This window comes from Bradyrhizobium sp. UBA2491 (assembly GCF_002341725.1).
GTDB lineage: Bacteria > Pseudomonadota > Alphaproteobacteria > Rhizobiales > Xanthobacteraceae > Bradyrhizobium.
The window spans coordinates 68,899-92,581 of the sequence record NZ_DDOP01000037.1; the positions used below are offsets into that span (position 1 = coordinate 68,899).

Below are 23,683 nucleotides of genomic sequence, written 5' to 3' on the forward strand. Positions count from 1 at the left end.
CTGTCACACCGCCTCTGCCACCACCGGATTGCGCAGCACGCCAATCCCGGAGATCTCGACCTCGGCGACGTCACCGGGCTTCATCCAGAGCGGCGGGTTACGCTTGGCGCCGACGCCGCCCGGCGTGCCCGACACGATCACATCGCCCGGCAGCAGCGGCAGGATGGTCGAGATGTAGGCGATCAGATGCGGGATATCGGTGATCAGGAGGTCCGTCGTGGTGTGCTGCACCACTTGTCCGTTGATCCGCGTCTCCAGCGTGAGCTTCGACGGATCGGCGATCTCGTCGCTCGTCACCATCCACGGCCCGAATGCGCCGGTGCCGGCGAAGGTCTTGCCGGAGAGGAACTGGCTGGTGTGGCGCTGCCAGTCGCGAATGCTACCCTCATTGTAGCAGGCATAGCCCGCGACATGCGTCAGCGCGACGTGCGGTGCGATGTGCCGTCCGCCCTTGCCGATGATGACGGCGAGTTCGCCCTCATAGTCGAACTCGTCGGACACCCTTGGCTTCACCAGCGGCGCAAGATGCCCGATCTGGCTGCCGGCGTAACGCGCGAACAGCGCCGGCTTCTCCGTGACCGTGCGGCCGGTCTCGGCGACGTGGTCACGGTAGTTGAGACCGACGCAGATGATCTTGTCGGGGTTGGGAATGACCGGATCGAAGCTGACGTCGCTCAGGGCAAGGTCAGGTTTCGATGTCTTTGCAAGCGCCGCGGCCTCCTCCAGCAATCCGCCGGCCAACAGGTCGCGCAAGGTCGGCGCGCGATCGCCAAACGCGGCCGACAGAACGACAATGCCCTGATCGACCACGCATCCATAGCCGGGTCCCCTGGCAGTCGAGAACGATGCGAGCTTCATCCAAAATCCTCCTGGTTCATGCTGTCGACCAGCGCCGACAATTCCTGCGGGGTCCTCGCCAGTCCGACGATGTAGCGATCGGGCCGGACCAGCGCGGCGTGCGCGTCGACGCTGTCGAGCCAGTCCTTCAGCGGCCCCTGGCCGTCGCTGACGAGGACGATGCCGTGCTGGCGCCAACGCTCATGCGTCGCGCCGTCCAGTCCGTCGAGAAAGCCCGGCCGCGCCAGCGCGGCAAAGCGATAGCCAACCTGATCGTCGAGCCGGCGTCCGTTCGACAGCATCGGCTGCGGGACCGGCGTGCCCGCCACAGCGCAGCCATGCCTGAACAGGCCCGGTCCAAGCCGCGGCTTGATGGTCGCCATCCGCCGCGGCTCCGCGCCCGCCTCCGGGCCCTCGCTGCGCGTCGCGTTGATCAGGCTGCCGAGCCGGACCGCGAGCTCGATATATTGACGGACGTGGGGATGGCGTTCGGTCTGGTAGCTGTTCAACAGGCCATCGCCCGCTTCGCCGCGGGTCACGCGTCCAAGTTTCCAGGCGAGGTTGGCCACATCACGAATGCCGGCGCACATGCCCTGGCCGAGAAACGGCGGGGTCTGGTGTGCGGCATCGCCGGCGATCAAGAGACGCTGCCGGCGCCAGGTCGACGCAATCACCGAATGAAAGCTGTAGGATGCCGCGCGCTCCAGCTCGGCATCATCGGGCGTGATCCAGCGCGCCAGCAGCTTCCAGACAGTCTCCGGATCGGTGATCCGCCGCGCATCGTCATCCGGCATGATGGCGATTTCCCAGCGCCGGCGATCGCCGATGCTGCGGACATAGGTTGCCGGCCGTCGAGCGTCGCAAAACTGCACGCTGTAGTCGCCGAGCTCCGGCATCGGCCGCTTCAGGATCGCGTCGACCACCAGCCAGTGCTCGTGAAAGCCAAGATCTTCCATGCCTGAGCCGATCAGCCGCCGGACCAGCGAGCGCGCCCCGTCGCAGCCGACGACATAGCGGGCGCGAGCCTCGTCGAGCTTGCCATTGGTGAGGTTCTCAAAGCGGACCGCGACGTGATCGCCGTGTTCGTCCACGGCAAAGACGTCGGCGCGCAAACGAAGATCGACCGATGCATGGGCGCGCGCACCGGCGCGCAGCACCCGTTCGAGATCGGGCTGATGGAAGCGATAGCTCGTGTTCCATCCGTTCTGGCCGATTTGCAACGGCCGCGACCAGTCGAGGAACAGCTTGCCGTCGCCGTCGATGAAATGCATGCCCGGCGAGACATGCGTGAACGGCAGGATCTCGTCCGCCAGACCGATGGTCTGGAAGACCCGCATCACCTCGTCGTCGAAATGCACGGCGCGCGGCAAGGCATAGGGCGCGGCCTCGCGATCGAGCGCGATCACGCTGAGCCCCTGCAACCCCAGCAGATTGGCCAGCGTCGCGCCGACCGGACCGAACCCGACGATCGCGACGTCATAAAGTCCGTTGGCGCGTTGCGGCCCGTCCATGCGTTTCCCTTTCCGTTGCGATGAGGCTTGCCAGCCGGCCACCGACCGTGCAACGACGACGGCAATTCTGTTCACCAGGTGAACATGCCATGGACGTCAAACCGATCCGCGCGCTCGGGCGGGGCCTCGCCGTCCTCGCCGCGCTGAACCGCCACGCCTCCGCCAGCGCGCTGACGCTGGCGCGCGAAACCGGCCTGCCGCGAGCCACCGTGTATCGCTCGCTGAAAACCCTGATCGACACCGGCTATGTCATGCAGAGCCGCTCCGACGACCGCTTCACGCTGCTCTTGAAGGTGCGCGAACTGTCGGACGGGTTCGAGGACGAGCAATGGCTGGGAGCCGCGGCGGCGCCCGTGATCTTCGATCTCACGCATAAAATCCTTTGGCCGAGCGATGTCACGACGCTCGAGGGCGTGCGCATGGTGGTCCGTGAGTCCACCCACCGCTTCGCGCCGATGTCGATCGATCGGCGCATGGTCGGCATGCGCATTCCACTGCTCGCCAGCTCCGCCGGCCTCGCCTACCTCGCATTCACTACGGCGCGCGAGCGTACGCTGCTGCTCGATCTGCTACAGACATCAGGCGAACTCTCCGATCGCGCCGCCACCGAGAAGCAATTGCAGAGCGTCCGTCGCCGCGGCTACGCCGTACGCCAGGGCGGCCGGATCTGGCCTCACACCGGCACCATCGCGATGCCGATCCGCCGCGACAGGCAGGTGATCGGCTGCGCGTCGATCATCTGGATGACGAAGGCGCTGACCGCGACCGAAGGGATTGCGCGTTGCCAGGCCCCGCTGCGCGACGCCATCCGCGCCATCGAAGCCCGACTGCGCGCATTGTAGACGCCAATCATATTCCGATTATCAGACTTTTCCTCTGTCGCGAGAACGCAAGGATGTGTCCTCATCCTCGCTGTCAACGCCCGGCTCGACTGACGAATTCGCGGCAGGAGCAAGCCGAAAACACCCCCGAATCAAGCACAATCAATTCAAAAATGCCCTGCCCCTCGCCCCGTGCAGGGCCAAAATCCCTGCAAGACCCTTGACATAGTTGCCCTTTCGGCAGAACGCGTTGGGTCAAGCCGTCATGGACAGTTCATGGATCTGATTAGCACGACCTCCGACCTCGCCGCCGCCTGTGATCGGCTCGCCCAACACAAGGTCATCACCGTCGACACCGAGTTCCTGCGGGAGACGACCTATTACCCGCTGCTCTGCGTTGTGCAGATGGCAAGCGCCGATGAGGCCATCGTGGTCGATGCGCTGGCGCCCGGCATCGACCTCAAGCCGTTCTTCGAACTGATGTCGAACGAGGCCGTGCTGAAGGTGTTCCACGCCGCGCGGCAGGACATCGAAATCGTCTGGCATCTGTCCGGCACGATCCCGCATCCGATCTTCGACACTCAGGTCGCCGCGATGGTGCTCGGCTATGGCGACAGCATCGCCTATGACCAGCTTGTCGATCGCGTCACCGGCCACCGCCCCGACAAGACGCATCGCTTCACCGACTGGTCGCGCCGCCCGCTGACCGACGAGCAACTCCACTACGCGGTCTCCGACGTCACCCATCTGCGTGAAGTGTTCGCCGCCCTCGACGCCGATCTGAAGAAGCGCGACCGCAGCGACTGGGTCAGCGAGGAGATGGAGGTGTTGACCTCGCCGAAGACCTACGACTTCCATCCCGAGCGGGCCTGGGAGCGGCTCAAGACCCGCGTGCGCAAGCCGCGCGAGCTCGCGGTCCTGATCGAGGTCGCGGCCTGGCGCGAGCAGGAAGCGCAGGGCCGCGACGTGCCGCGCTCGCGCGTGCTCAAGGATGATGCGGTCGGCGATATCGCCACCCACGCGCCAACCTCGCTGGAGAAGCTCGGCAATCTGCGTTCGCTGCCGAAGGGTTTCGAACGCTCGAAATGGGGCGCCGACATCATCGCCGCGGTGCAGCGCGGGCTGGCCCGCGACCAGGCAACACTGCCCAAGCTGGAAAAGCCGCGCAACAATTCCAACGGCGCGGCGACCGTCGAGCTGCTGAAGGTGCTGCTGCGCATGACCTCGGAACGCCACGGCGTCGCCAGCAAGGTGATCGCGACCGTCGACGATCTCGAGCAGATCGCGGCCAGCGATCAGGCCGAAGTCGGCGCCCTGCATGGCTGGCGGCGTGAATTGTTCGGCGAGGCGGCACTGAAGCTCAAGCACGGCCAGGTCGCGCTCGCGATCGACAAAGGCCGCGTGGTGCGGGTGGACCGGGGTTAGAAAGACCCACCTGGTTCCGCCCCTCGCGAATGCCTGCGCCGGAGCTCGACCGACACAGACTGAGGTTGCGTCACACGAAACTGCCGCGCTTGCTAACGCGCAATTTTCGTGTTGCAATCCCTTCACAATCGGATCGCGGCCGTTCGACTGTGCGATTTGCGACGTTGCTATCCAAGCTTCGACGTACAAGGCTTCGGTGAACAAGGCTTCGAGAGGCGAAACTTCGGACTTGAAGACTTTGGATCTGAAGACCCGGAAACCGAACAGACAGCGCAAAGCCCGATCGTGGCGTGGCACGTGGAAAACGTCGCCGCGTCTTTTTTATGTCTAGCTAGACTGGGAGAGCGACGATGCCGAAGGGTACCGTCAAATGGTTCAACCCGACAAAGGGTTACGGGTTCATCAAGCCGGCCGTCGGCGACAAGGACGTGTTCGTCCACATCTCGGCGGTCGAGCGCGCGGGGCTCTCGACACTCAACGAGAACCAGACCGTCGAATACGATCTGGTCGAGAACCGCGGCAAGGCGTCGGCAGAGAACCTCAAGGTTCACTGAACGGCGCTAGCGACGGAAGCCGTCCTGATGCCTTCCCCGGCGCCTCCGGGGACTACTCCGGCGCAAGCGCTCCTTCAACCGCCGGCGCGATCAGCGTGCGATCGGTCGCGGCGCTGCCTTTCGTCGTGCAGCGGTCGCCGTCGAGCTGGAGCCGGCCGGTCGCCAGAAGCCGCAACGCTTCCGGATAGATGCGATGCTCGATTCTGATCACGCGCGCGGCGAGCGTCTCGGCCGTGTCATCGTCGGCGACAGTCACGGCGCCCTGCATCACGATCGGCCCGGCATCGGTCTCCGGGATGACGAAATGCACGGTCGCTCCGGACAGCTTGACCCCCGCCCGCAAGGCCTGGCCGTGCGGATCAAGGCCGGGGAAGCAGGGCAGCAGCGAGGGATGGATGTTGAGCATCCTCCCGTACCAGCGCCGGGCGAAGTCCGCGGTGAACAGCCGCATGAAGCCGCCGAGGCAGATGAATTCGACCTTGTTGTCGTCGAGCGCCTTCTGCAGCACCACCTCAAACCCGGCGCGATCCTTGCCGAACGGTTTGCTCGGGATCACGACAGTCGGAACGCCGTGCGCCGCGGCCTTCTCCAGCCCGGGCGCATCGGCGCGGTTGGAGATCACCACGGCGATCTCGGCCGGATAGTCCTGAGCCTCGGCGGCCTCGATCAGCGCGGCCATGTTGGAGCCGCGGCCGGAAATCAGAATGGCTGTCCGGCGCTTCATCGCGAGAGGTCGAGATGGCCGTTATAGACCACGCGATGCTCGCCCGTGTGTTCCCCCTTGGCTTCAATCACCTCGCCGAGCAGCGTCACAGTCTCGCCGCCGGCGGTGAAGGCCTCGGTCACCGCATCGACCGCATCGGGCCTGACGATCGCGATCATGCCGATGCCGCAGTTGAAGGTGCGCAGCAGCTCGAGCTCGGCAATCCCGCCCTGCTCCGCCAGCCATTTGAACACCGGCAGCACCGGCAGCCGCGCCAGATCGATGCCGACACCGAGATGCTTCGGCAGCACGCGCGGAATGTTGTCGGTGAAGCCGCCGCCGGTGATGTGGGCGAGCCCCTTGACTGCGCCGGTGTCCCGGATCGCGCGCAGGCAGGACTTCACATAGAGCCTGGTCGGCGTCAGCAGCGCCGCGCCGAGCGTCATGACCGGCGCGAACGGCGCCGGCGCGTCATAGGCAATGCCGGACAGCTCGACGAGCTTGCGCACCAGCGAATACCCGTTGGAGTGCACCCCCGAGGACGCGAGGCCGATCACGGCGTCGCCCGCCGCGATGTCCGCTGTCGGCAGCAAAGTGCCGCGCTCGGCCGCGCCGACCGCAAAGCCGCCGAGGTCGTAATCGCCATCCTTGTAGAGGCCGGGCATCTCGGCGGTTTCGCCACCGATCAGCGCGCAGCCGGATTCGCGGCAGCCCTCGGCGATACCCGCCACGATCTGCGCGGTGGCCTCCGGATGCAGCTTGCCGCAGGCGAAATAGTCCAGGAAGAACAGCGGCTCCGCGCCCTGCACGACGAGGTCGTTGACCGACATCGCGACCAGGTCGATGCCGATGCCGCTGTGGATTCCGGTCTCGATCGCGATCTTCAGCTTGGTGCCGACACCATCGGTCGCCGCCACCAGAATCGGATCCTTGAAGCCCGCGGCCTTGAGGTCGAACAGGCCGCCGAAGCCGCCGATCTCGGCGTCAGCGCCCGGCCGCGCGGTGGCGCGCACCATCGGCTTGATCAGATCGACGAGACGGTTGCCGGCATCGATATCGACGCCCGAATCCGCGTAAGTGAGCCCGTTTTTGCGCTCGGTCATGCCCAATTCCAGATGATCAGGGGCTGGTTACGAGGAATTCCGCCCCCGCGCAATGGCTCGCGGCCAGCTCGCCGCGATACTATGTAGATAACACCCGGCCGCCACGCAAAAGAGCCGGATATCGAGTAAAATCAGGCTTCTAGCCGGGAAGCGATCCAAAGTTGAGCATTCCGAACATCATTACCCTTGGCCGCATCATCCTGGTGCCGGTGATCGTCTGGGCCATCGTGTCGAGCCAGATGGAGATCGCGTTCGCGATCTTCGTGATCGCCGGTGTCTCGGACGCCGTCGACGGCTTCCTCGCCAAGCGCTTCAACATGACAAGCGAGCTCGGCGCCCTGCTCGACCCGCTCGCCGACAAGGCGCTGCTGGTGTCGATCTATGTCGCGCTCGGGATCTGGGGCGCGGTGCCGCGCTGGATCGTGATTCTCGTGGTGTCGCGCGACATCATGATCGTCTCCGCCGTGATTGTGTCATGGTTGTTCGACAAGCCGGTCGAGATGAAGCCGTTGATGGTGTCGAAGCTGAACACGGTGGCGCAGGTCGGCTTCGCCGCCTTGGTGCTGGCCTCGCTCGGTTTCGGCTTCCAGCCGCACCCCTACGACCTGATCCTGATGGGCCTGGTCACGATCTTTACTTTGGGTTCGGTGTCCCTCTATCTCGTGGAGTGGGTGCGGCACATGAGCACGATCGAGGCTCGGTAGTTTGCTTTGGAGATCTGCGTGGCCGGTAGCGTTCAACCTCGTCAATTGGCCTTGGCACTGCCGCACGAGGAGAAGCTGACCCGCGACGATTTCCTCGAGGGGCCCGCCAATGAAGCCGCATTGGCGCTGATCGATCGCTGGCCCGACTGGCCGAACCGAATCATGCTGCTGGTGGGACCGGACGGCGCCGGCAAAAGCCACCTCGCCGCGATCTGGGCAGACAGCGCGGGTGCGCGCGCGACCGCTGCGCACGCCCTGACCGCCGATGCGGTGCCGACGGCGCTGGCGACCGGGGCGCTGGTGGTCGAGGATTTGAGGCCGGGCGATTTCGACGAACGCGCAATGTTTCATTTGATGAATCTCGCGCGTCAGGACGACGCCTTCGTGCTGATCACGGCGCGCGTACCGCCCTCGGCGTTCGAAGTCGAATTGCGCGACTTGCGGTCGCGGCTGCGCGCGGTGCCGACGGTGACCTTGCTGCCGCCCGACGACCAGCTGTTCCGCGGCCTGATCGTCAAATTCTGCGCCGACCGCCAGATGAGCGTGGACGAACCGCTGGTCAGCTACCTCTGCAACCGGATCGAGCGGTCCTATACCGCTGTCCGCAAGGCGGTCGAGCTGCTCGATACCGAGGCACTGCGGCTCGGCCGGCCGGTCACACGGGCGTTGGCGGCCGAACTATTGCGCGATGCCTGAGCCGTGCCGCGGCTTGACGGCGCAGGCTGGCGGAACATCAATGTCATCGAAACGTCATTGCAATATCACATGGTCGGCGCGGCCTTCGGCTAGACCGCTCCGGCCCCTGCCCCGAATTGGACCAGCACTTGATGGACTCGGCACAAGCACCTGAAATCAAAGAGAAAGAGGCGGAGCTCCCGCCCGTCCCCGCGATCGCGACCAGCCCGGAGCGCTTCATCAACCGGGAGCTTTCCTGGCTGCATTTCAATCGCCGGGTGCTCGAGGAATCGGTCAACACCGGCCATCCGGTGCTGGAGCGGGTCCGCTTCCTGTCGATTTCGGCCAACAACCTCGACGAATTCTTCATGGTCCGTGTCGCCGGCATCAAGGCGCAGGTCCGCGAGGGCATCGCCGAGCGCAGCCCGGATGGCCTGCTGCCGGCCGAGCAGCTCGTGATGATCAACAAGACCGTGTCGCAGCTCGCCTCCGACCAGCAGGCGATCTGGAGCGACCTGCGGGATATCCTCTCCAAGGTCGGCATCCAGCTGGTCGACGGACGCGACGTCACCAAGTCCGAGCGCACCTGGATCGAGGATCACTTCCTCCACAACATCTTCCCCCTGCTGACGCCGCTGGCGATCGACCCCGCGCATCCGTTCCCGTTCATCCCGAACCTCGGCTTCACGGTGGCGCTGCAATTGTCGCGGATCTCCGACGGCAAGGCGATGAACGCGCTGATCCGCATGCCCGGCAAGATCGACCGCTTCATCCGGATCCCCTCCACCAAGGAAGGCGCACCGGCGCGGCTGATCACGCTCGAGCAGGCCACCGGCCTGTTCATCGGCCGCCTGTTCCCCGGCTATACGGTCAAAGGCCAGGGCGCGTTCCGCATCATCAGGGACTCCGAACTCGAAATCGAGGAAGAGGCGGAAGACCTCGTTCGCCTGTTCGAGACCGCGCTGAAGCGCCGCCGACGTGGCTCGGTGATCCGGCTCGAGATCGAGGCCACGATGCCCGAAGAGCTGCGCGTCTTCGTGCAACACGCATTGTCGGCAGCGGACGATGAAGTGATCCTGGTCGACGGCGTGCTGGCAATGAACGAGCTGTCACAGCTCACCCGCCTCAATCGCCCCGACCTCGAATTCCCGCCCTATGTGCCGCGCCACCCCGAGCGCGTACGCGACCACGGCGGCGATATCTTCGCTGCGATCAGGCAGAAGGACCTCGTGGTCCATCACCCTTACGAATCCTTCGACGTCGTGGTCCAGTTCCTGCAACAGGCGGCGCGCGATCCCGACGTGGTCGCGATCAAGCAGACGCTCTATCGCACCTCGAACAACTCGCCGATCGTGCGCGCGCTGGCCGAAGCCGCCGAAGCCGGCAAGTCGGTCACCGCGCTGATCGAACTGAAGGCGCGCTTCGACGAGGAAGCCAATATCCGCTGGGCCCGCGACCTCGAGCGCGCCGGCGTGCAGGTGGTCTACGGCTTCATCGAGCTCAAGACGCACGCCAAGCTGTCGATGGTGGTGCGCCGCGAGGGCGGCAATCTCACGACCTACATCCACACCGGCACCGGCAACTACCATCCGGTGACCGCGCGCATCTACACCGACCTCTCCTACTTCACCTCGGATCAGATCATCGGCCGCGACGTCGCGCGTGTCTTCAACTACATCACCGGCTATGCCGAGCCGAGCGACATCGAGAAGATGGCGGTATCGCCGCTGACGCTGCGCAAGCGGATCATCGAGCACATCCATGGCGAGATCGCCCACGCCAAGCACGGCCGGCCGGGCGCGGTGTGGATGAAGATGAATGCGCTGGTCGACCCCGATATCATCGACGCGCTGTATGAGGCATCGCAGGCAGGCGTCTCGGTCGAGCTCGTGGTGCGCGGCATCTGCTGCCTGCGGCCCGGGCTTCCGGGATTATCGGAGAACATCCGCGTCAAATCGGTGATCGGCCGGTTCCTGGAACACGGCCGAATCTATTGCTTCGGCATGGGCCAGGGCCTGCCGAGCACAAAAGCTGCTGTGTATATCTCGTCCGCCGATATGATGCCGCGCAACCTCGACCGCCGCGTCGAGGTGCTCTGTCCGCTGCAAAATCCCACGGTGCATCAGCAGGTTCTCGAACAGATCATGGTCGCGAACCTGAAGGACAATGAGCAGAGCTGGCAATTGTTGCCGGATGGATCGTCAACGCGTATGAAGGCCGCGAAAGGCGAAGAGCCCTTCAATCTGCATGACTATTTTATGACAAATCCGAGTCTGTCCGGCCGTGGTAAGTCTCTCAAGGAATCTTCACCGCGCCGTCTCACGCGTCGCAACGAGCGTCAGCAGCCATCGTCTTAAGGGGGCCTACCGGTGAAGCGGCCGCGGAAGCGCGCTTCCAGCGTCGCTGTGATCGATATCGGCTCGAACTCGGTTCGTCTCGTGGTCTACGAGACGATGGCGCGCAGCCTCATCACCATCTTCAACGAGAAGGCGCTGTGCGGCCTCGGGCGCGAGGTGCAGAGCACCGGCCTGCTCGCGACCGATGCGGTGAACAAGGCGCTCACCGCGCTTCGGCGTTTCCGCGCACTGTGCAAGATCCAGCAGGTCGGCCGCGTGTACGCGATCGCGACCGCGGCCTGCCGCGATGCCAAGAACGGTCCGGACTTCATCGCCCAGGCCGAGCGCATCTGCGGCGCCAAGATCGAGATTCTCACCGGACCGCGTGAAGCGAAGCTGTCCGCGCTCGGCGTCGTCTCGGGCATACATAATCCGAACGGCATCGTCGGCGATCTCGGCGGCGGCTCGCTCGAACTGATCGACGTCAAGGGCAACCGCGTGCGCAGCGGCGTCACGCTGCCGCTCGGCAGCCTCGCGCTGCAAGACCTCTCGAACAAATCGCTCAAGCGCGCCGAACGCATCGTCAAGAACGAGCTGCTCGGCGTCGCCCAGCTCAAGACCGGCCGCGGCCGCACCTTCTACGCGGTGGGCGGCACCTGGCGCGCGCTGGCACGGATCCACATCATCCAGAGCGGCTACCCGCTCAAGGTCATGCACGGCTATTCCATCCCGGCCGTCGACGCGCTCGACTTTGCGCAGCGGCTGCGACGGCTGGCGGCCACCAACATGCTCGCCAACATCGAATCGATCGCCGACGCGCGGCGGCCGCTGTTGGCCTACGCCGCGCTCGTGCTCGAATACATCATCCGCGTGGCGCAGCCGAAGACCATCGTGTTCTCGACCTTCGGCGTGCGCGAAGGCCTGCTCTACGAGATGCTGCCGCCGGCCGAGCGCGCCAAGGACGGGCTGGTCTGCGCCGCGCAGAACCTCAACGAATTGCTGTCGCGCTCCGCCCGCCACGCCCAGGAGCTCACCTCATGGACCGACCGCCTGGTGCGCGTCGTCAGGCTGCGCGAGACCGAGGAAGACCGCAGGCTGCGCCACGTCGCCTGCCTGCTCTCCGATATCGGCTGGCGGGTGCATCCCGATCATCGCGGCGAGGAAACCCTCAGCCTGATCATGAACGGCAATTTCGGCTCGATCACGCATCAGGGCCGCGCCTTCGTCGCGCTGTCGGTATTCTATCGCTATGCCGGCCTCAGCGAGGAGAACGAGCCGCCGCCGCAGATCCGCGCGCTGGTGACGCCGGCGATGGACGAGCGCGCACGGGTGCTGGGCGCCGCGTTCCGCGTCGCGCACCTGATCACGGCGGCGCGCACCGGCGTGCTGCCGTTGACCCATTTCCGCACCCAGGGCCGCAAGCTGATGCTGGTGTTCGAGCATCGGATGGTGGATCTGGTCGCCGACCGGGTCGGCAGCCGCTTCAGGCAATTGGCGCGACTGGTCGGACGCGTCGGCTCGATCGTGCGGCGCTGAGGCTCTTTTTCAGCGCGCTTCTTGACGCGAACCGGCGTCCACTTGGCTCGAAAACGCTTCTCGCTCACGCCGCCTTGGCGGCGTGCTTGGCCTTGCGGAGCGCGTGACGGCGCCAGATCGATCCCACGGCCAGCACCACGACGATCCCGAGCACGGCGAGCGAAATCTCGCCGCCGCTGCCGCCATGGGCGAATTGCGGCGACATCCCGATCGACGTCAGCCAGGAATCGAGCTTGGCGCCGAGTGGCCCGGCAAACAGCGCATCGAGCTTCGGGTGCACAGCCGGATCAGTCGCGATGACATCGCCCGCGATCCAGCCGAGCAATGCGGCACCGGCCCAGACCAGGATCGGCAGCTTGGTGAGCAGCGCCATGATCAGCGCCGCGCCGGCCACGATCAAGGGCACGCTGATCGCAAGCCCGAGCACCAGCAGCGGCACGCTGCCATTGGCGGCGGCGGCGACCGCGATCACGTTGTCCAGGCTCATTACGATGTCGGCGACCACGACGATCTGGACCGCGGCCCACAGATGCGAGGCCGCCTGCACGCCGTCCTCGTCTTCCTGCTCCGGCACCAGCAGCTTGGCGGCGATCACGATCAGCACCAGTCCCCCGACCAGCTTCAGGTAGGGAAGCTCCATCAGGCTGGCGACGATACCGGTGAAGATGACGCGCAGCAGCACCGCCGCGGCGGCGCCGAGAATCATGCCCCACAGGCGCTGGCGCGGCGCCAGCCCGCGGCAGGCGAGCGCGATCACGAGCGCGTTGTCGCCCGACAGCAGGACGTTGATCCAGATGATCTTGCCGACGGCGACCCAGAAGGTCGGCGTCGCCATCTCGTTCTTGAACTCGGTGAAGAACGCGCCGATGTACGCCGGATCAAAGATCTGCCACAGCCAGTCCACAGCGAGTCCTATTCGGCCTTGCGGCCGCCCCTGGCGGCGGTCGTCCGCCGCTCCCCAGTTTCTTTCGGCCCGGTCTCCATCGGAGACCGTGCCATTGTCGACAATTCGGCGTTAGCCGACGATCTCGTTGCCGGCGAAGAACTGCGCGATCTCGATCGCCGCGGTCTCCGGCGCATCCGAGCCGTGCACCGAGTTCTCGCCGATCGACTTCGCATAGAGCTTGCGGATGGTGCCCTCGGCCGCCTTCGACGGATCGGTCGCGCCCATCACGTCGCGATACTTCAGGATGGCGCCCTCGCCTTCCAGCACCTGCACCACCACCGGGCCCGAGGTCATGAAGTCGACCAGTTCGCCGAAGAACGGACGCGCCTTGTGGACGGCGTAGAAGGTCTCGGCCTGGCCGCGGGTCATCTGGATGCGCTTCTGCGCCACGACCCGCAGGCCCGCCTTCTCGATCACGGCGTTGACCGCGCCGGTCAGGTTGCGCTCGGTGGCATCGGGCTTGATGATCGAAAAGGTGCGTTCAATCGCCATGATTTCGTCCTTGTAAACGGTGGCTGGGAGTTGCGGGGGCTTATATCGGCGCGATGGGACAACGGCAAGCGACCCTGTGACGCGTTAGCCTTTAGTTTTGATGGATTTTCGCGACGAAAGCCGCGGTTTGGGAGGCGTTCGGACGGACGCCGGACCGGCCGACTTACCGCGATTTCACCTAGGTGAACCCATTCTGTCAGCGCCGTGCCGCTGCCGTTCAGTTCTAGCCGCCTAGGCTCTGCATCGATCGGACGCCTTGCTGACCCATCCGCAAGCTTCACAGGACGTCTCGGGAAACGATGTCACCGCGGCGCGCCACGCGCGCCCACAGCTCGAGGAGACGATCATGTTACGCAAGATCTCGCTTGCCGCAGTTGCTGCAATTTCGCTCGGTGCGGCCGCGCTCGCCCCGACCTCCGCTTCCGCCTGGGGTGGTTGGCATGGCGGCTGGCACGGTGGGTGGCACCACGGTTGGTGGGGCGGCCCGCGCATCGTGGTCGGCGGTCCCGCCTACTATGGCGGTTACGGGTATGGCTACGGCGGCGGCTGCTACGTGCGGCGCGTCGTGCCGACCCCATGGGGCCCCCGCTGGCGCCTGGTCAACCGCTGCTACTGATCTGCCCACGACCTCCCCTGACTTGCTCAGCCCCGGCGCCCGCGCCGGGGCTTTTTTCAAGCCATTCGGGAACTGCCGCGCACGGCTCGAAGGCGAAACCAAGGCGGACCGGAAACCAAATTCGGGGGTCGCGACTTGTCATGGCGAGAGTTGACTCGAACACGCGAGGTGGAACTCGCCGAAAGACGCGCCATGACAATGACCCAGATCGATACCGATCCCGATCAGATTGATCACAAGACATGCCGTTACATCTGCGATGCCGTGGGTGAACGGCTTCAGCAAAACATGCGGCCTGAGCCCGCACTTTCGTCCCGCTTGCAGCAATTGCTCGACGAGATGCGCCGACGGGAAAACGATCGCCATTAGGTGTTATTGGGCTGCCGAGCAGCCCAAACGTGCTTTCGAGACCGCGACCCGGAGAGATTTTACAAGCAGACGGGTTGCGTTTGGCAGCGGGTCCGGTGACAACGCTGCATGCTTTCCATCACTGACATCTCCGTCCGGATCGCCGGACGGCTGTTGATCGATCACAGTTCTGTGCAAATCGTGCCCGGCGCGCGCGTCGGATTTGTCGGCCGTAACGGCGTCGGCAAGTCGACGCTGTTTCATGCCATCCGGGGCGATCTTCCGACCGAGAGCGGCAGCATCGCGCTGCCGCCGCGCTGGCGCATCGGCAGCCTGGCGCAGGAAGCGCCCGACGGCCCCGAGAGCCTGATCAACGTGGTGCTGAAGGCCGATCTGGAGCGCGACGCGCTGCTGCACGAGGCCGAGACCGCGCACGATCCGCACCGGATCGCCGAGATCCAGACCCGGCTGGTCGACATCGACGCCCACTCCGCTCCCGCCCGGGCGGCTGCGATCCTCTCGGGCCTCGGCTTCTCGACATCAGACCAGGCGCGACCGTGCGCGGAATTCTCCGGCGGCTGGCGCATGCGCGTGGCGCTGGCGGCAACGCTGTTCTCCGCGCCCGATCTGCTGCTGCTGGACGAACCGACCAACTATCTCGATCTCGAAGGCACCTTGTGGCTGGAGAACCATCTCGCCAACTACCCGCGCACGGTGATCGTGATCAGCCACGACCGCGATCTGCTCGACACTTCGGTCGACCAGATCCTGCACCTCGATCGCGGCAGACTGACGCTCTACAAGGGCACCTATTCCTCGTTCGAGGAACAGCGCGCAGCGCGCGAACTGCTCGACGCCAAGCATGCCAAGCGCCAGGCCGATGAGCGCAAGCGCTTGCAGGACTTCGTCGACCGTTTCAAGGCCAAGGCCTCCAAGGCGCGGCAGGCACAGTCGCGCGTCAAGATGCTGGAGCGGATGAAGCCGATCACCGCATTGGTCACGCAGGACGTGCGCGAGATCTCGTTTCCGGCGCCCGAGAAACTGCTGTCGCCGCCAATCATCGCCGTCGACGACGTCTCGGTCGGCTACGAGCCCGGCAAGCCGGTGCTCAATCGCGTGACCTTGCGCGTCGATCCCGACGACCGCATCGCGCTGCTCGGCTCCAACGGCAACGGCAAGTCGACGCTGGTCAAGCTCCTGGCAGGCAAGCTCGCGCCGTCCGCGGGCAAGATCACGAAGGCCGACAAGCTGTCGGTCGGCTATTTCGCCCAGCACCAGGTCGACGAGCTCAACCTCGACGGCTCGCCCTATGACCACATCCGCAAGCTGATGCCCGATGCGCCCGAGAGCAAGGTGCGCGGCCGCGTCGGCGCGATCGGCTTCTCCGGCAAGGCCGGCGACACGCTGGTGAAAAGCCTGTCGGGCGGCGAGAAGGCACGGCTGCTGCTGGGGCTCGCGACGTTCTACGGCCCGAACATGATCATCCTGGACGAGCCGACCAACCATCTCGATATCGACAGCCGGGCCGCGCTGGCGGAGGCGATCAACGAGTTCCCCGGCGCCGTCATGATGGTCTCGCACGATCGCTATCTGATCGAGGCCTGCGCCGATCGGCTGTGGGTCGTGGCCAACCAGACCGTGACCTCCTATGACGGCGATCTCGACGAATATCGCCGCATGATCCTGTCGGCCAATGACGGCCGCCAGGCATCGCGCGAGCGCCTCAAGGAACCCGCGAAGCCCGAGCGCGTCCGCAACGAGAAGCGCGTGTCGCCGCAGCAGCGGATCGCGCAGGCCGAGGCCGAGATCGAGCGCATCAACGGCATCATCGCCAAGATCGACGCCGCGCTCGCGCTGCCCGATATCTTCACCCGCGACCCCAAGCAGGCCGCGCAGCTCACCAAGGCGCGCGCCGGCGCCGAAAGCGCATTGCAACGCGCCGAGGAAGAGTGGCTGGAGGCCAGCGCCGAGCTCGACGAGGCGGCGAACTAGATCGCGCGCTTCCCAACGACACGGGATATCCAACTCCGCATCATTCCCATATGCTCACCTCGACGGGCGTCGGCGCAAACCCAGCCGCGGGATTGTCCGTCTGCGGGCAGTTGGAGATGACGACGATGACGGGCATTTCTGCCACCAGTGTCACATAGTCGCCAGGCTTCGACACGCTGTCGGCAATCTCGATCTTGCCGCTGTCGTCAAACGGCACCCGCATGAAGAAGTTGATGTTCGAGACGATCTCGGACGGACCGAGCGCCCATCCGGCGAGCTCGGCGATGAAATTCGTCCTACAGCTTTCGTGCTTCTCGACGCCGTACCTGACCCTGTCGATCTCGCAGCTACAGCATCCCGCCAGCGTATCGTGAAACCCGCAGGTGTCCTCGACGACCGACATCATGACCTGTGCGTGGTCGGAATAAATCTTTGATCCTTTGGTGATGTATAGCGACTTGTTGAGCTTGACGGTGTTGGGGAGGTTGATCCTGTCGAGCGGCATCGTCGCGCTGAAGCAGAGAAAATCGATCGCCTGCTGCCCCTTCAAATCGACCAGGGTCAGCTTCTGCCCGCGATCGAGCCGGGCTGACCACCTGCCCTTCGCCTCGACCGTCTCCCGACGGACGATCGTCTTGCCGTCCAATTCGAACTTGCCCATTGCGCTTTCTCCCGGAAACGAACCCGCGTGAATGACATCGTCATGCGAGCGATGGCCCCATGCGCGAACAGGGCAGCGCCCACCCGGGAGCAGATCGTCGATTCAACCTCCGGAAAATAGTGGTATGGTGATCTTCACATCAGGATTATTGGTGTATCGATGAAGACATCCAGCTCGGACCTGGCTTCCCTTGTCGTGTTTCATGCCGTCGTCAAGCATCGGTCGTTTGTGGGCGCGCAGGTTGCGCTCGGTCTCAGCCAATCCGCCGTGAGCTTCCATATCAAGGCGCTTGAGGAGCGCTTCGGCTTCACACTGTGCCAACGGGGACGGCGCGGATTTGGGTTGACCGATCGCGGGTCGGTCGTCTTCGAGCAATCGAAGAAGGTCTTCGAGGAGCTCACGTCGTTCGAGAACGTCGTCGGCGCACTGAAAAAGCGACTCTCCGGGACGATCCGTCTGGGACTGGTCGACAACACCATCACCGACCCGCAGATGCCGGTTCATCGGGTCATCGCCGCGCTCAATCGAAAGGCGCCTGATGTCATCGTCCGCATCGAAGTCCGATCGCCGGAATCCCTGATCTCGGAGCTTGGAAACGGCGGACTCGATCTCGCCATCCTGCCCGAGCCCGGTCGTTATCCGGGCATCCGGTGCATTGCCCTCAGGCAAGAGGTGCATTCGCTCTATTGCGGGTCGACCCACCCGCTGTTCGGCCGCAGGAGGACCGAGATCGTGCGCGAAACGGTCGAACGTCATGCCTTTGTGGTTCGTCCCTACGCCAGGATGCTCGAACTGGAGCATGTGCCGAATGCGATCGCCCGCGTCAGCGTTTCAAGCATGGAGGCGCAGGCCATTCTGGTTCTGAGCGGGCTCTATCTGAGCTACCTTCCCGAACATTATGCAAAGGCCTGGGTGTTGCGCGGCGAGATGAGGTCGTTGTCGCCGAGCATTCCCCGCGTGTATTCGAACTTCTTCATGGCGACGCGAATGGAGAAGCGAGTGTCTCCATTGCTTCAGCTTGCCATCAGGGAGTTCGAATCCGCCTTGCGATCGTCAGGCAGATGAGCGTGCATTTTTCGGAGAACAGCGTCGCTGGTCTCCGGATCGTGCCTTAGCCGTGCGCGGTCTTTTTCTTCTTCGGCTTCGCCGGTTTCGGCTCCGGCGCAGCGTCTGGGCCACGCTCGACGGACGTCAGGCGCCCGCCGGAGAACGTGTAGATACCGGCACGCGGGCCGCGCGACCAGGTGACGACCGCGACGCGCTCGCCGCCGGGGCCGTTCGACAGGTTCACACTGTCAGGGGCACCGATGCCGCGCACGACATCGCATTCGGTGTGACCGAGCGCGACGCTGCCGCCGGTCGGCTGCGGCAGTGCGCCACCCGGAGCCTGGGCGTTGGCATCGGCGGCGGCGGCCGGCGGCGCCATGCCCGGACAACCGCCGTCGGCACTGACCAGATCGTCGTTGGTCACCGGCTTATCGGGTGTCAGCGGCGGCGATTCGATCGAGATGTTGCGGATGAACACCCGCCCGGGGCGCGAGAACCAGTCGGCGTCGCGCGAGAATATGTCGGATGCCGCGCCCGAGCAGCCAGCAAGACCGGGTGCAAGCACCAGCAACGCCAGCAGCGACTTCCGACTGAATGTTCCATCACGCACGATCGACCAGGCTCCTAACCCCTTTACCTAAGAGGTTGTCCGAACATCACTTTGCGGCATGACCGTGACCCACACCGAGAAACCTCGGATTATCATTAATTAGTAGATATCGCTATTGGCGCCGCTGCCAGCGACCCCGCTCGTCGGTCTGCCAATAGGTCACCTCGAAGCCGCGCGCCTTGCAAGTGGTCCAGCTCTCCCTCGCCGCGGCCACCGCGTCGGGGTCGTCGCCGTTGAACACGAGGACCACCCGTTCGTAGCTGTCGCAGTCGGCCGGGAGCGCGGCGTTGTCGACCAGAAACCGGACATTGGCCCGGTTCGGATTGCCCTCCTCGATCGACAGGACGATCGGCTGGTCCTGCGCATCGGCAACGCGCGACGACGCGTGCGGCAGGAACGAATCGTCGCTGTAGGTCCACAGATGCGCGTCGAGCGTCTCGGCGCGCTCCTGCGACGTCGATTGCACGACCACGCGCCAGCCGCGCTCGAGCGACTTCTCGAGCAGCGGCGGCAGCACGCTCTCCAGCGTCATGTTCTGGAGATGGTAGAACAGCACTTCGGTCATGCGCCGGCGAGCATCCTACTTCTTGGCTTCATAATAGTCGGAGACCAACCGCTCCAGCAGCCGCACGCCGTAACCCGACCCCCAGCTCTGATTGATCTCGGTCTTCGGCGCGCCCATCGCGGTGCCGGCGATGTCGAGATGGGCCCATGGCGTGCCGTCGACGAAGCGCTGCAGGAATTGCGCCGCCGTGATCGAGCCGCCGTTGCGCCCGCCGGTGTTCTTCATGTCGGCGAACTGCGAATCGATCTGCTTGTCGTATTCCGGCCCGAGCGGCATGCGCCACACTTTCTCTCCGGTCTCGAGGCCGACCTTGGCCAGGCGCTCGGCGAGTTCGTCATTGTTGGAGAACAGGCCGGCGTGATCGGTGCCGAGCGCGACCATGATCGCGCCGGTCAGCGTCGCCAGATCGACCATGAATTTCGGCTTGAACTTCTTGGCGACGTACCAGAGCACGTCGGCGAGCACGAGGCGGCCCTCGGCATCGGTGTTGATGATCTCGATGGTCTGACCGGACATCGAGGTGACGATGTCGCCGGGACGCTGGGCATTGCCGTCGGGCATGTTCTCGACGAGCCCGATGGCGCCGACCGCATTGACGCGCGCCTTGCGCGCCGCCAGCGCGTGCATCAGCCCGACCACGCAGGCCGCGCCGCCCATGTCACCCTTCATATCCTCCATGCCGCCGGCGGACTTGATCGAGATACCGCCGGTGTCGAAGCAGACGCCCTTGCCGACGAAGGCGACCGGTGTCTCGCTCTTCTTGCCGCCGTTCCAGCGCATGATCACGGTACGGCTCGGCCGCGCCGATCCCTGGCCGACGCCGAGCAGTGCGCCCATGCCGAGCTTCGTCATCGCCTTGACGTCGAGCACCTCGACGGTGACGCCGAGCTTGCGCAGCTGGCTGGCGCGGCGCGCGAACTCTTCGGGATACAGCACGTTCGGCGGCTCGTTGACGAGCTCGCGGGCAAGGTTGACGCCGTCGACGATGGAAGATTCAGGCGCGAACGCCTTCCTCGCCGCCGCGACATCGTCGACCGCGATGGAGACCTCGGCCCGCACGGTGCCGTCCTCGCCGTCCTTCTTCCTGGTCTTGTAACGATCGAATTTGTAGGCGCGCAGGCGGATACCGGCGGCGATCGCGGCCGCCTGGCCGGCTGCCATCGCGGCATCGGGCAGTTCGGCGATGACGGTCATCGCGGCGCTGCCGGCATTGAGCTTGCCGGCCACCAGCCCGCCAAACTTGAGAAAATCCTTCTCCTTGAGGTCGGCCGGCTTGCCCGCGCCGATCACGATCAGCCGCTCGGCCTTGATGCCCTCGGGCGCCAGAATGTCGAGCGCTGCCCCGCTTTTGCCCTTGAACTGGTTGGTCGCCGCGGCCCGCTTGATCGTCTCGGCTGCGACGCCCAGCGCCTTTCGGGTCGCGGATCCCAGCTTCAACTGCTCGTCGCAGAAGACGACCAGAATGCCGCGAGCGGCCGCGGAGAATGGGGCAAAGCCGACCTTGACGGCGTCGGGCATAGGAAAATCCTCCAGAACTCAGGGTGTTGCCCGAACCTGAGGCGGTCCTTCCGGCACTCGGGGTGAGCATGGCGATGGCGGTCCGGAACATCCCGGACCGGGTTTGTCACACACTATGACCTGTCGGCTGCGCCGCTGCCAAGCACCGCAGTGGCCGGAAGGTCACAAAAGCGAATAATTAACCATAAATTAAGCGCGCCTTGGCGTGGCCATTTTGTTGACGGATCAAAGGGATGGTAGTGAGAGAGTGAGCCAGGTGCGTTCGCGGCTCGACCATTGGGGAACCCGGGTTGACGGGATTGGTCGAAAGCCGTGCGTTTGGCTGCGTACTAGGGGTCTTGGGGGTCGTACGGGTAGCGATGGGGTCGATCGACAAGTACATCTTTAAAACGACGCTGGCGTCGTTTGCGCTTGTGCTGGTCAGCCTCACCGGCGTGATCTGGATTACGCAGGCGTTGCGCGGTATCGATCTGATGACGAGCCAGGGCCAGACCATCCTGACCTTCCTCGGCATCACCGGCCTCGTGATTCCGGCCCTGGTGCTGATCATCGCCCCGATCGCACTGATGATTGCGATCTCCCACACGCTGAACAAGCTGGCGACCGATTCCGAGATCATCGTGATGAATGCGGCGGGGTTCTCGCCGTTCCGCCTGTTCCGGCCGTTCTTCTTCGCCACCTGCGTGGTGGCAGCGCTGGTCGCCTTCATCGGCGCCTATCTCGCCCCCGACGGCATGCGCCGAATCAAGCAGTGGGATGCCGAGATCACCGCCGACGTCCTGACCAACATCCTGCAACCCGGCCGCTTCGCCCAGCTCGACCAGAATCTGACGATTCGGATCCGCGAGCGGCTGCCCGGCGGCGTACTCGGCGGCGTCTTCGTCGACGATCGCCGCGATCCGCAGCAGCGCGTGACCATCGTCGCCGACCACGGCACCGTGCTGAAGAACGAGAGCGGGTCGTATCTCGTGCTGGAGGACGGCAACCTCGAGCGATTCGAGGTCGGCAAGCGCGATCCGACGCTGGTGGTGTTTCAGCGCTACGCTTTCGACATGTCGAAGTTCTCGCAGGGCCGCGACGTCACCCTCGGGATTCGCGAACGCTATCTTTGGGAGCTGATGTCGCCGGACGAGAAGGATCCGACCTATCAGCAGCTGTCGGGCCAGTTCTTCGCCGAGCTGCACGATCGATTCATGGCACCGATCTATCCGTTCGCGTTCGCGGCTCTCACCTTTGCTTTCCTCGGCGCGCCGCGCACCACGCGGCAAAGCCGCAATTTCTCGATCGGCGGCTCGGTATTCGCGGTGTTCGGCCTGCGCATGGTCGGCTTCGCCTGCTCGGTCATGGCGGTGAAGACGCCGATCGCGGCGCTGGTGCAATATGTGATGCTGTTCGCCGGCATCGGCATCGGGATCTGGATGATCGTCGGCGGGGTGGTCGTCGAACCGCCGGCGGCGCTGATCGAAGCCATCAACCGAAACAATGAGCGCATCGCGCGCCTGTTCCGGAGGCCCGCAACCGCATGAGCATGGTCACCAACACGCTCGGGCGTTATTTCGCCGGTCGCTTCGTGATCGCGGCGGTGGGCGTGTTCGCGGGCATCTTCGTGCTGCTCGTGCTGGTCGACTACATCGAGATGGTGCGCAAGACATCGGGCCTGGTCGATGCGTCCGCCATCACCGTCGCCGAGACCTCGCTGTTCCGCGTGCCGCAATTGCTCGAGAAGCTGATGCCGTTCTGCGTGTTGATCGGCGCGATGACCTGCTATCTCGCGCTGTCGCGGCGGCTCGAGCTCGTCGTGGCGCGCGCCGCCGGCGTCTCGGCCTGGCAATTCATCTCGCCGGCACTGGTCAGCGCCATCGTGCTCGGCATCTTCGCGACCACCGCCTACAATCCGATGTCGGCCAATCTGCGCGAGCTCTCGAAGCGGATGGAGGCCGAGCTGTTCGGCTCGGCGCCGGGCGGCGGCATCCAGGACGCGTCCGGCTTCTGGTTGAACCAGATCAACGACGAGGGTCAGGCGATCATCAACGCGGCGCGCAGCGAGCAGCAGGGCGTCCGGCTCACCGGCCTCACCGTGTTTCGATTCGATACGGCATTGCAGTTCAAGGAACGAATCGAAGCGCGCGAAGCGGCGCTCGAAGACGGTCGCTGGGTGTTCAAGGGAGTACGCCGATACACCCTCGACAAGGCTCCGGTGGATCAGGACACCTTCTACCTGACCACGACTCTCACCCCGGCACAGGTGCGCAACAGTTTCTCCACCCCCGAAACTGTGTCCTTTTGGCAACTGCCGACTTACATCCGTTCGTCGGAGAGCTCAGGGTTCGCGACGGCCGGCTATCGATTGCAGTATCACAAGCTCATCGCACAGCCGTTTTTGCTGGCTGCGATGGTGATGTTGGCGGCTTCTGTGAGCCTTCGCTTCTTCCGGATGGGCGGCGTGCAGAAGATGGTTTTGAGTGGCGTGGGCGCAGGCTTTCTGCTCTACGTGCTTTCGAAAGTAACTGAAGATTTGAGCAAGGCTGAGTTGATGCATCCCATCGCTGCGGCGTGGTTGCCCGTCGTTGTGGGTAGCCTCACCGGCTTCTTAGCTTTGCTGTACCAGGAGGACGGGTAGTGGCTACTGTCGCCGCCCGCCAGTTGAGGTCGCCTGCTTGCGGGCGGCGCAGTGCTCTGCGCC

Annotated in this window: 23 protein-coding genes; 13 read left to right on the plus strand and 10 right to left on the minus strand. The window is 64.7% G+C overall.

Going from position 1 to position 23,683, the window contains the following annotated elements; all coding sequences use genetic code 11:
- Positions 1–3 precede the first annotated feature (3 nt).
- Positions 4–858: a fumarylacetoacetate hydrolase family protein gene (locus tag B2W55_RS10915; RefSeq protein ID WP_024581501.1), complete on the minus strand. Its 855-nt coding sequence runs from the start codon at positions 856–858 to the stop codon at positions 4–6.
- Complete coding sequence (locus B2W55_RS10920) at positions 855–2,348, minus strand: bifunctional 3-(3-hydroxy-phenyl)propionate/3-hydroxycinnamic acid hydroxylase (RefSeq protein WP_024581500.1); 1,494 nt, start codon at positions 2,346–2,348, stop codon at positions 855–857. Before B2W55_RS10920 ends, B2W55_RS10915 begins: the two co-directional genes overlap by 4 nt.
- A gap of 89 nt (positions 2,349–2,437) precedes the next feature.
- On the opposite strand from B2W55_RS10920, the gene B2W55_RS10925 reads away from it, so the two are divergent.
- The 3 genes from B2W55_RS10925 to B2W55_RS10935 all read left to right on the plus strand — a co-directional run bounded on the left by B2W55_RS10925 (position 2,438) and on the right by B2W55_RS10935 (position 5,148).
- Entirely contained in the window at positions 2,438–3,190 is a 753-nt protein-coding gene (locus tag B2W55_RS10925) for a helix-turn-helix domain-containing protein (RefSeq protein WP_024581499.1), read from the plus strand.
- A gap of 255 nt (positions 3,191–3,445) precedes the next feature.
- On the plus strand, positions 3,446–4,594 hold the full coding sequence (rnd, locus tag B2W55_RS10930) for a ribonuclease D (RefSeq protein ID WP_024581498.1): 1,149 nt from the start codon (positions 3,446–3,448) through the stop codon (positions 4,592–4,594).
- 350 nt (positions 4,595–4,944) lie between these two features.
- The gene (locus tag B2W55_RS10935) at positions 4,945–5,148 is read left to right on the plus strand and encodes a cold-shock protein (protein ID WP_024581497.1); all 204 of its coding nucleotides are present in this window, start codon (positions 4,945–4,947) and stop codon (positions 5,146–5,148) included.
- A 52-nt stretch (positions 5,149–5,200) separates the two neighbouring features.
- On the opposite strand, the gene purN is transcribed toward B2W55_RS10935, so the two are convergent.
- A complete protein-coding gene (gene purN / locus B2W55_RS10940) occupies positions 5,201–5,872 on the minus strand; it encodes a phosphoribosylglycinamide formyltransferase (RefSeq protein WP_024581496.1) in 672 nt (223 codons plus the stop codon).
- A complete protein-coding gene (gene purM, locus B2W55_RS10945; protein ID WP_024581495.1) occupies positions 5,869–6,954 on the minus strand; it encodes a phosphoribosylformylglycinamidine cyclo-ligase in 1,086 nt (361 codons plus the stop codon). The genes purN and purM overlap by 4 nt, the downstream gene beginning before the upstream one ends.
- Positions 6,955–7,115: 161 nt before the next feature.
- On the opposite strand from purM, the gene B2W55_RS10950 reads away from it, so the two are divergent.
- From B2W55_RS10950 to ppx, 4 genes are all read left to right on the plus strand, one after another.
- Positions 7,116–7,658, plus strand: a complete 543-nt coding sequence (locus B2W55_RS10950) for a CDP-alcohol phosphatidyltransferase family protein (RefSeq protein ID WP_024581494.1) — start codon at positions 7,116–7,118, stop codon at positions 7,656–7,658.
- 18 nt (positions 7,659–7,676) lie between these two features.
- Positions 7,677–8,354: a DnaA/Hda family protein gene (locus tag B2W55_RS10955; RefSeq protein WP_024581493.1), complete on the plus strand. Its 678-nt coding sequence runs from the start codon at positions 7,677–7,679 to the stop codon at positions 8,352–8,354.
- Positions 8,355–8,485: 131 nt separating this feature from the next.
- Positions 8,486–10,690 carry an RNA degradosome polyphosphate kinase gene (locus B2W55_RS10960; protein ID WP_024581492.1) on the plus strand — a complete coding sequence of 735 codons (2,205 nt, stop codon included), beginning with the start codon at positions 8,486–8,488 and terminating at the stop codon, positions 10,688–10,690.
- 12 nt (positions 10,691–10,702) lie between these two features.
- Positions 10,703–12,205 (plus strand): exopolyphosphatase, encoded by a 1,503-nt coding sequence (gene ppx / locus B2W55_RS10965; RefSeq protein WP_024581491.1) that lies wholly within the window; start codon positions 10,703–10,705, stop codon positions 12,203–12,205.
- Between the two features lie 64 nt (positions 12,206–12,269).
- Here the strand turns inward: ppx and B2W55_RS10970 are convergent, their stop codons facing one another.
- Positions 12,270–13,109 (minus strand): TerC family protein, encoded by an 840-nt coding sequence (locus B2W55_RS10970; RefSeq protein WP_024581490.1) that lies wholly within the window; start codon positions 13,107–13,109, stop codon positions 12,270–12,272.
- A 111-nt stretch (positions 13,110–13,220) separates the two neighbouring features.
- The gene (gene ndk / locus B2W55_RS10975) at positions 13,221–13,643 is read right to left on the minus strand and encodes a nucleoside-diphosphate kinase (RefSeq protein WP_024581489.1); all 423 of its coding nucleotides are present in this window, start codon (positions 13,641–13,643) and stop codon (positions 13,221–13,223) included.
- Between the two features lie 346 nt (positions 13,644–13,989).
- Between ndk and B2W55_RS10980 the strand changes: the two genes are divergently transcribed.
- The 3 genes from B2W55_RS10980 (at position 13,990) to B2W55_RS10990 (ending at position 16,599) form a co-directional block, all read left to right on the plus strand.
- Entirely contained in the window at positions 13,990–14,259 is a 270-nt protein-coding gene (locus B2W55_RS10980) for a hypothetical protein (RefSeq protein WP_024581488.1), read from the plus strand.
- A gap of 198 nt (positions 14,260–14,457) precedes the next feature.
- The gene (locus B2W55_RS10985; RefSeq protein WP_168200255.1) at positions 14,458–14,628 is read left to right on the plus strand and encodes a hypothetical protein; all 171 of its coding nucleotides are present in this window, start codon (positions 14,458–14,460) and stop codon (positions 14,626–14,628) included.
- A gap of 108 nt (positions 14,629–14,736) precedes the next feature.
- The gene (locus tag B2W55_RS10990) at positions 14,737–16,599 is read left to right on the plus strand and encodes an ABC-F family ATP-binding cassette domain-containing protein (protein ID WP_024581487.1); all 1,863 of its coding nucleotides are present in this window, start codon (positions 14,737–14,739) and stop codon (positions 16,597–16,599) included.
- A 40-nt stretch (positions 16,600–16,639) separates the two neighbouring features.
- Here the strand turns inward: B2W55_RS10990 and B2W55_RS10995 are convergent, their stop codons facing one another.
- Complete coding sequence (locus B2W55_RS10995; protein ID WP_024581486.1) at positions 16,640–17,260, minus strand: DUF1989 domain-containing protein; 621 nt, start codon at positions 17,258–17,260, stop codon at positions 16,640–16,642.
- A 159-nt stretch (positions 17,261–17,419) separates the two neighbouring features.
- Here B2W55_RS10995 and B2W55_RS11000 point away from each other — a divergent pair, with 159 nt between their 5' ends.
- Positions 17,420–18,325: a LysR family transcriptional regulator gene (locus B2W55_RS11000; protein ID WP_024581485.1), complete on the plus strand. Its 906-nt coding sequence runs from the start codon at positions 17,420–17,422 to the stop codon at positions 18,323–18,325.
- A 46-nt stretch (positions 18,326–18,371) separates the two neighbouring features.
- Here B2W55_RS11000 and B2W55_RS11005 read toward each other — a convergent pair whose 3' ends face one another.
- The 3 genes from B2W55_RS11005 to B2W55_RS11015 form a co-directional block, all read right to left on the minus strand.
- Positions 18,372–18,878 carry a hypothetical protein gene (locus tag B2W55_RS11005; RefSeq protein WP_100555262.1) on the minus strand — a complete coding sequence of 169 codons (507 nt, stop codon included), beginning with the start codon at positions 18,876–18,878 and terminating at the stop codon, positions 18,372–18,374.
- Positions 18,879–19,029: 151 nt separating this feature from the next.
- Positions 19,030–19,482 (minus strand): DNA polymerase III subunit chi, encoded by a 453-nt coding sequence (locus B2W55_RS11010; RefSeq protein WP_024581483.1) that lies wholly within the window; start codon positions 19,480–19,482, stop codon positions 19,030–19,032.
- 15 nt (positions 19,483–19,497) lie between these two features.
- Positions 19,498–21,000 carry a leucyl aminopeptidase gene (locus B2W55_RS11015; protein WP_024581482.1) on the minus strand — a complete coding sequence of 501 codons (1,503 nt, stop codon included), beginning with the start codon at positions 20,998–21,000 and terminating at the stop codon, positions 19,498–19,500.
- A gap of 359 nt (positions 21,001–21,359) precedes the next feature.
- On the opposite strand from B2W55_RS11015, the gene lptF reads away from it, so the two are divergent.
- Together lptF and lptG are read left to right on the plus strand one after the other, a co-directional pair.
- Positions 21,360–22,526, plus strand: a complete 1,167-nt coding sequence (lptF, locus tag B2W55_RS11020; RefSeq protein ID WP_024581481.1) for an LPS export ABC transporter permease LptF — start codon at positions 21,360–21,362, stop codon at positions 22,524–22,526.
- The gene (gene lptG / locus B2W55_RS11025; RefSeq protein WP_024581480.1) at positions 22,523–23,620 is read left to right on the plus strand and encodes an LPS export ABC transporter permease LptG; all 1,098 of its coding nucleotides are present in this window, start codon (positions 22,523–22,525) and stop codon (positions 23,618–23,620) included. The genes lptF and lptG overlap by 4 nt, the downstream gene beginning before the upstream one ends.
- Positions 23,621–23,683: the final 63 nt, after the last annotated feature.

What these genes read in the sequence shown, in the direction of transcription:
- B2W55_RS10915 (WP_024581501.1), bottom strand. Translation starts at nt 858, where the DNA reads ATGAAGCTCGCATCGTTCTCGACTGCCAGGGGACCCGGCTATGGATGC.
- B2W55_RS10920 (WP_024581500.1), bottom strand. Translation starts at nt 2,348, where the DNA reads ATGGACGGGCCGCAACGCGCCAACGGACTTTATGACGTCGCGATCGTC.
- B2W55_RS10925 (WP_024581499.1), top strand. Translation starts at nt 2,438, where the DNA reads ATGGACGTCAAACCGATCCGCGCGCTCGGGCGGGGCCTCGCCGTCCTC.
- rnd (WP_024581498.1), top strand. Translation starts at nt 3,446, where the DNA reads ATGGATCTGATTAGCACGACCTCCGACCTCGCCGCCGCCTGTGATCGG.
- B2W55_RS10935 (WP_024581497.1), top strand. Translation starts at nt 4,945, where the DNA reads ATGCCGAAGGGTACCGTCAAATGGTTCAACCCGACAAAGGGTTACGGG.
- purN (WP_024581496.1), bottom strand. Translation starts at nt 5,872, where the DNA reads ATGAAGCGCCGGACAGCCATTCTGATTTCCGGCCGCGGCTCCAACATG.
- purM (WP_024581495.1), bottom strand. Translation starts at nt 6,954, where the DNA reads ATGACCGAGCGCAAAAACGGGCTCACTTACGCGGATTCGGGCGTCGAT.
- B2W55_RS10960 (WP_024581492.1), top strand. Translation starts at nt 8,486, where the DNA reads ATGGACTCGGCACAAGCACCTGAAATCAAAGAGAAAGAGGCGGAGCTC.
- ndk (WP_024581489.1), bottom strand. Translation starts at nt 13,643, where the DNA reads ATGGCGATTGAACGCACCTTTTCGATCATCAAGCCCGATGCCACCGAG.
- B2W55_RS10980 (WP_024581488.1), top strand. Translation starts at nt 13,990, where the DNA reads ATGTTACGCAAGATCTCGCTTGCCGCAGTTGCTGCAATTTCGCTCGGT.
- B2W55_RS10985 (WP_168200255.1), top strand. Translation starts at nt 14,458, where the DNA reads ATGACCCAGATCGATACCGATCCCGATCAGATTGATCACAAGACATGC.
- B2W55_RS10990 (WP_024581487.1), top strand. Translation starts at nt 14,737, where the DNA reads ATGCTTTCCATCACTGACATCTCCGTCCGGATCGCCGGACGGCTGTTG.
- B2W55_RS10995 (WP_024581486.1), bottom strand. Translation starts at nt 17,260, where the DNA reads ATGGGCAAGTTCGAATTGGACGGCAAGACGATCGTCCGTCGGGAGACG.
- B2W55_RS11000 (WP_024581485.1), top strand. Translation starts at nt 17,420, where the DNA reads ATGAAGACATCCAGCTCGGACCTGGCTTCCCTTGTCGTGTTTCATGCC.
- B2W55_RS11010 (WP_024581483.1), bottom strand. Translation starts at nt 19,482, where the DNA reads ATGACCGAAGTGCTGTTCTACCATCTCCAGAACATGACGCTGGAGAGC.
- B2W55_RS11015 (WP_024581482.1), bottom strand. Translation starts at nt 21,000, where the DNA reads ATGCCCGACGCCGTCAAGGTCGGCTTTGCCCCATTCTCCGCGGCCGCT.
- lptF (WP_024581481.1), top strand. Translation starts at nt 21,360, where the DNA reads ATGGGGTCGATCGACAAGTACATCTTTAAAACGACGCTGGCGTCGTTT.
- lptG (WP_024581480.1), top strand. Translation starts at nt 22,523, where the DNA reads ATGAGCATGGTCACCAACACGCTCGGGCGTTATTTCGCCGGTCGCTTC.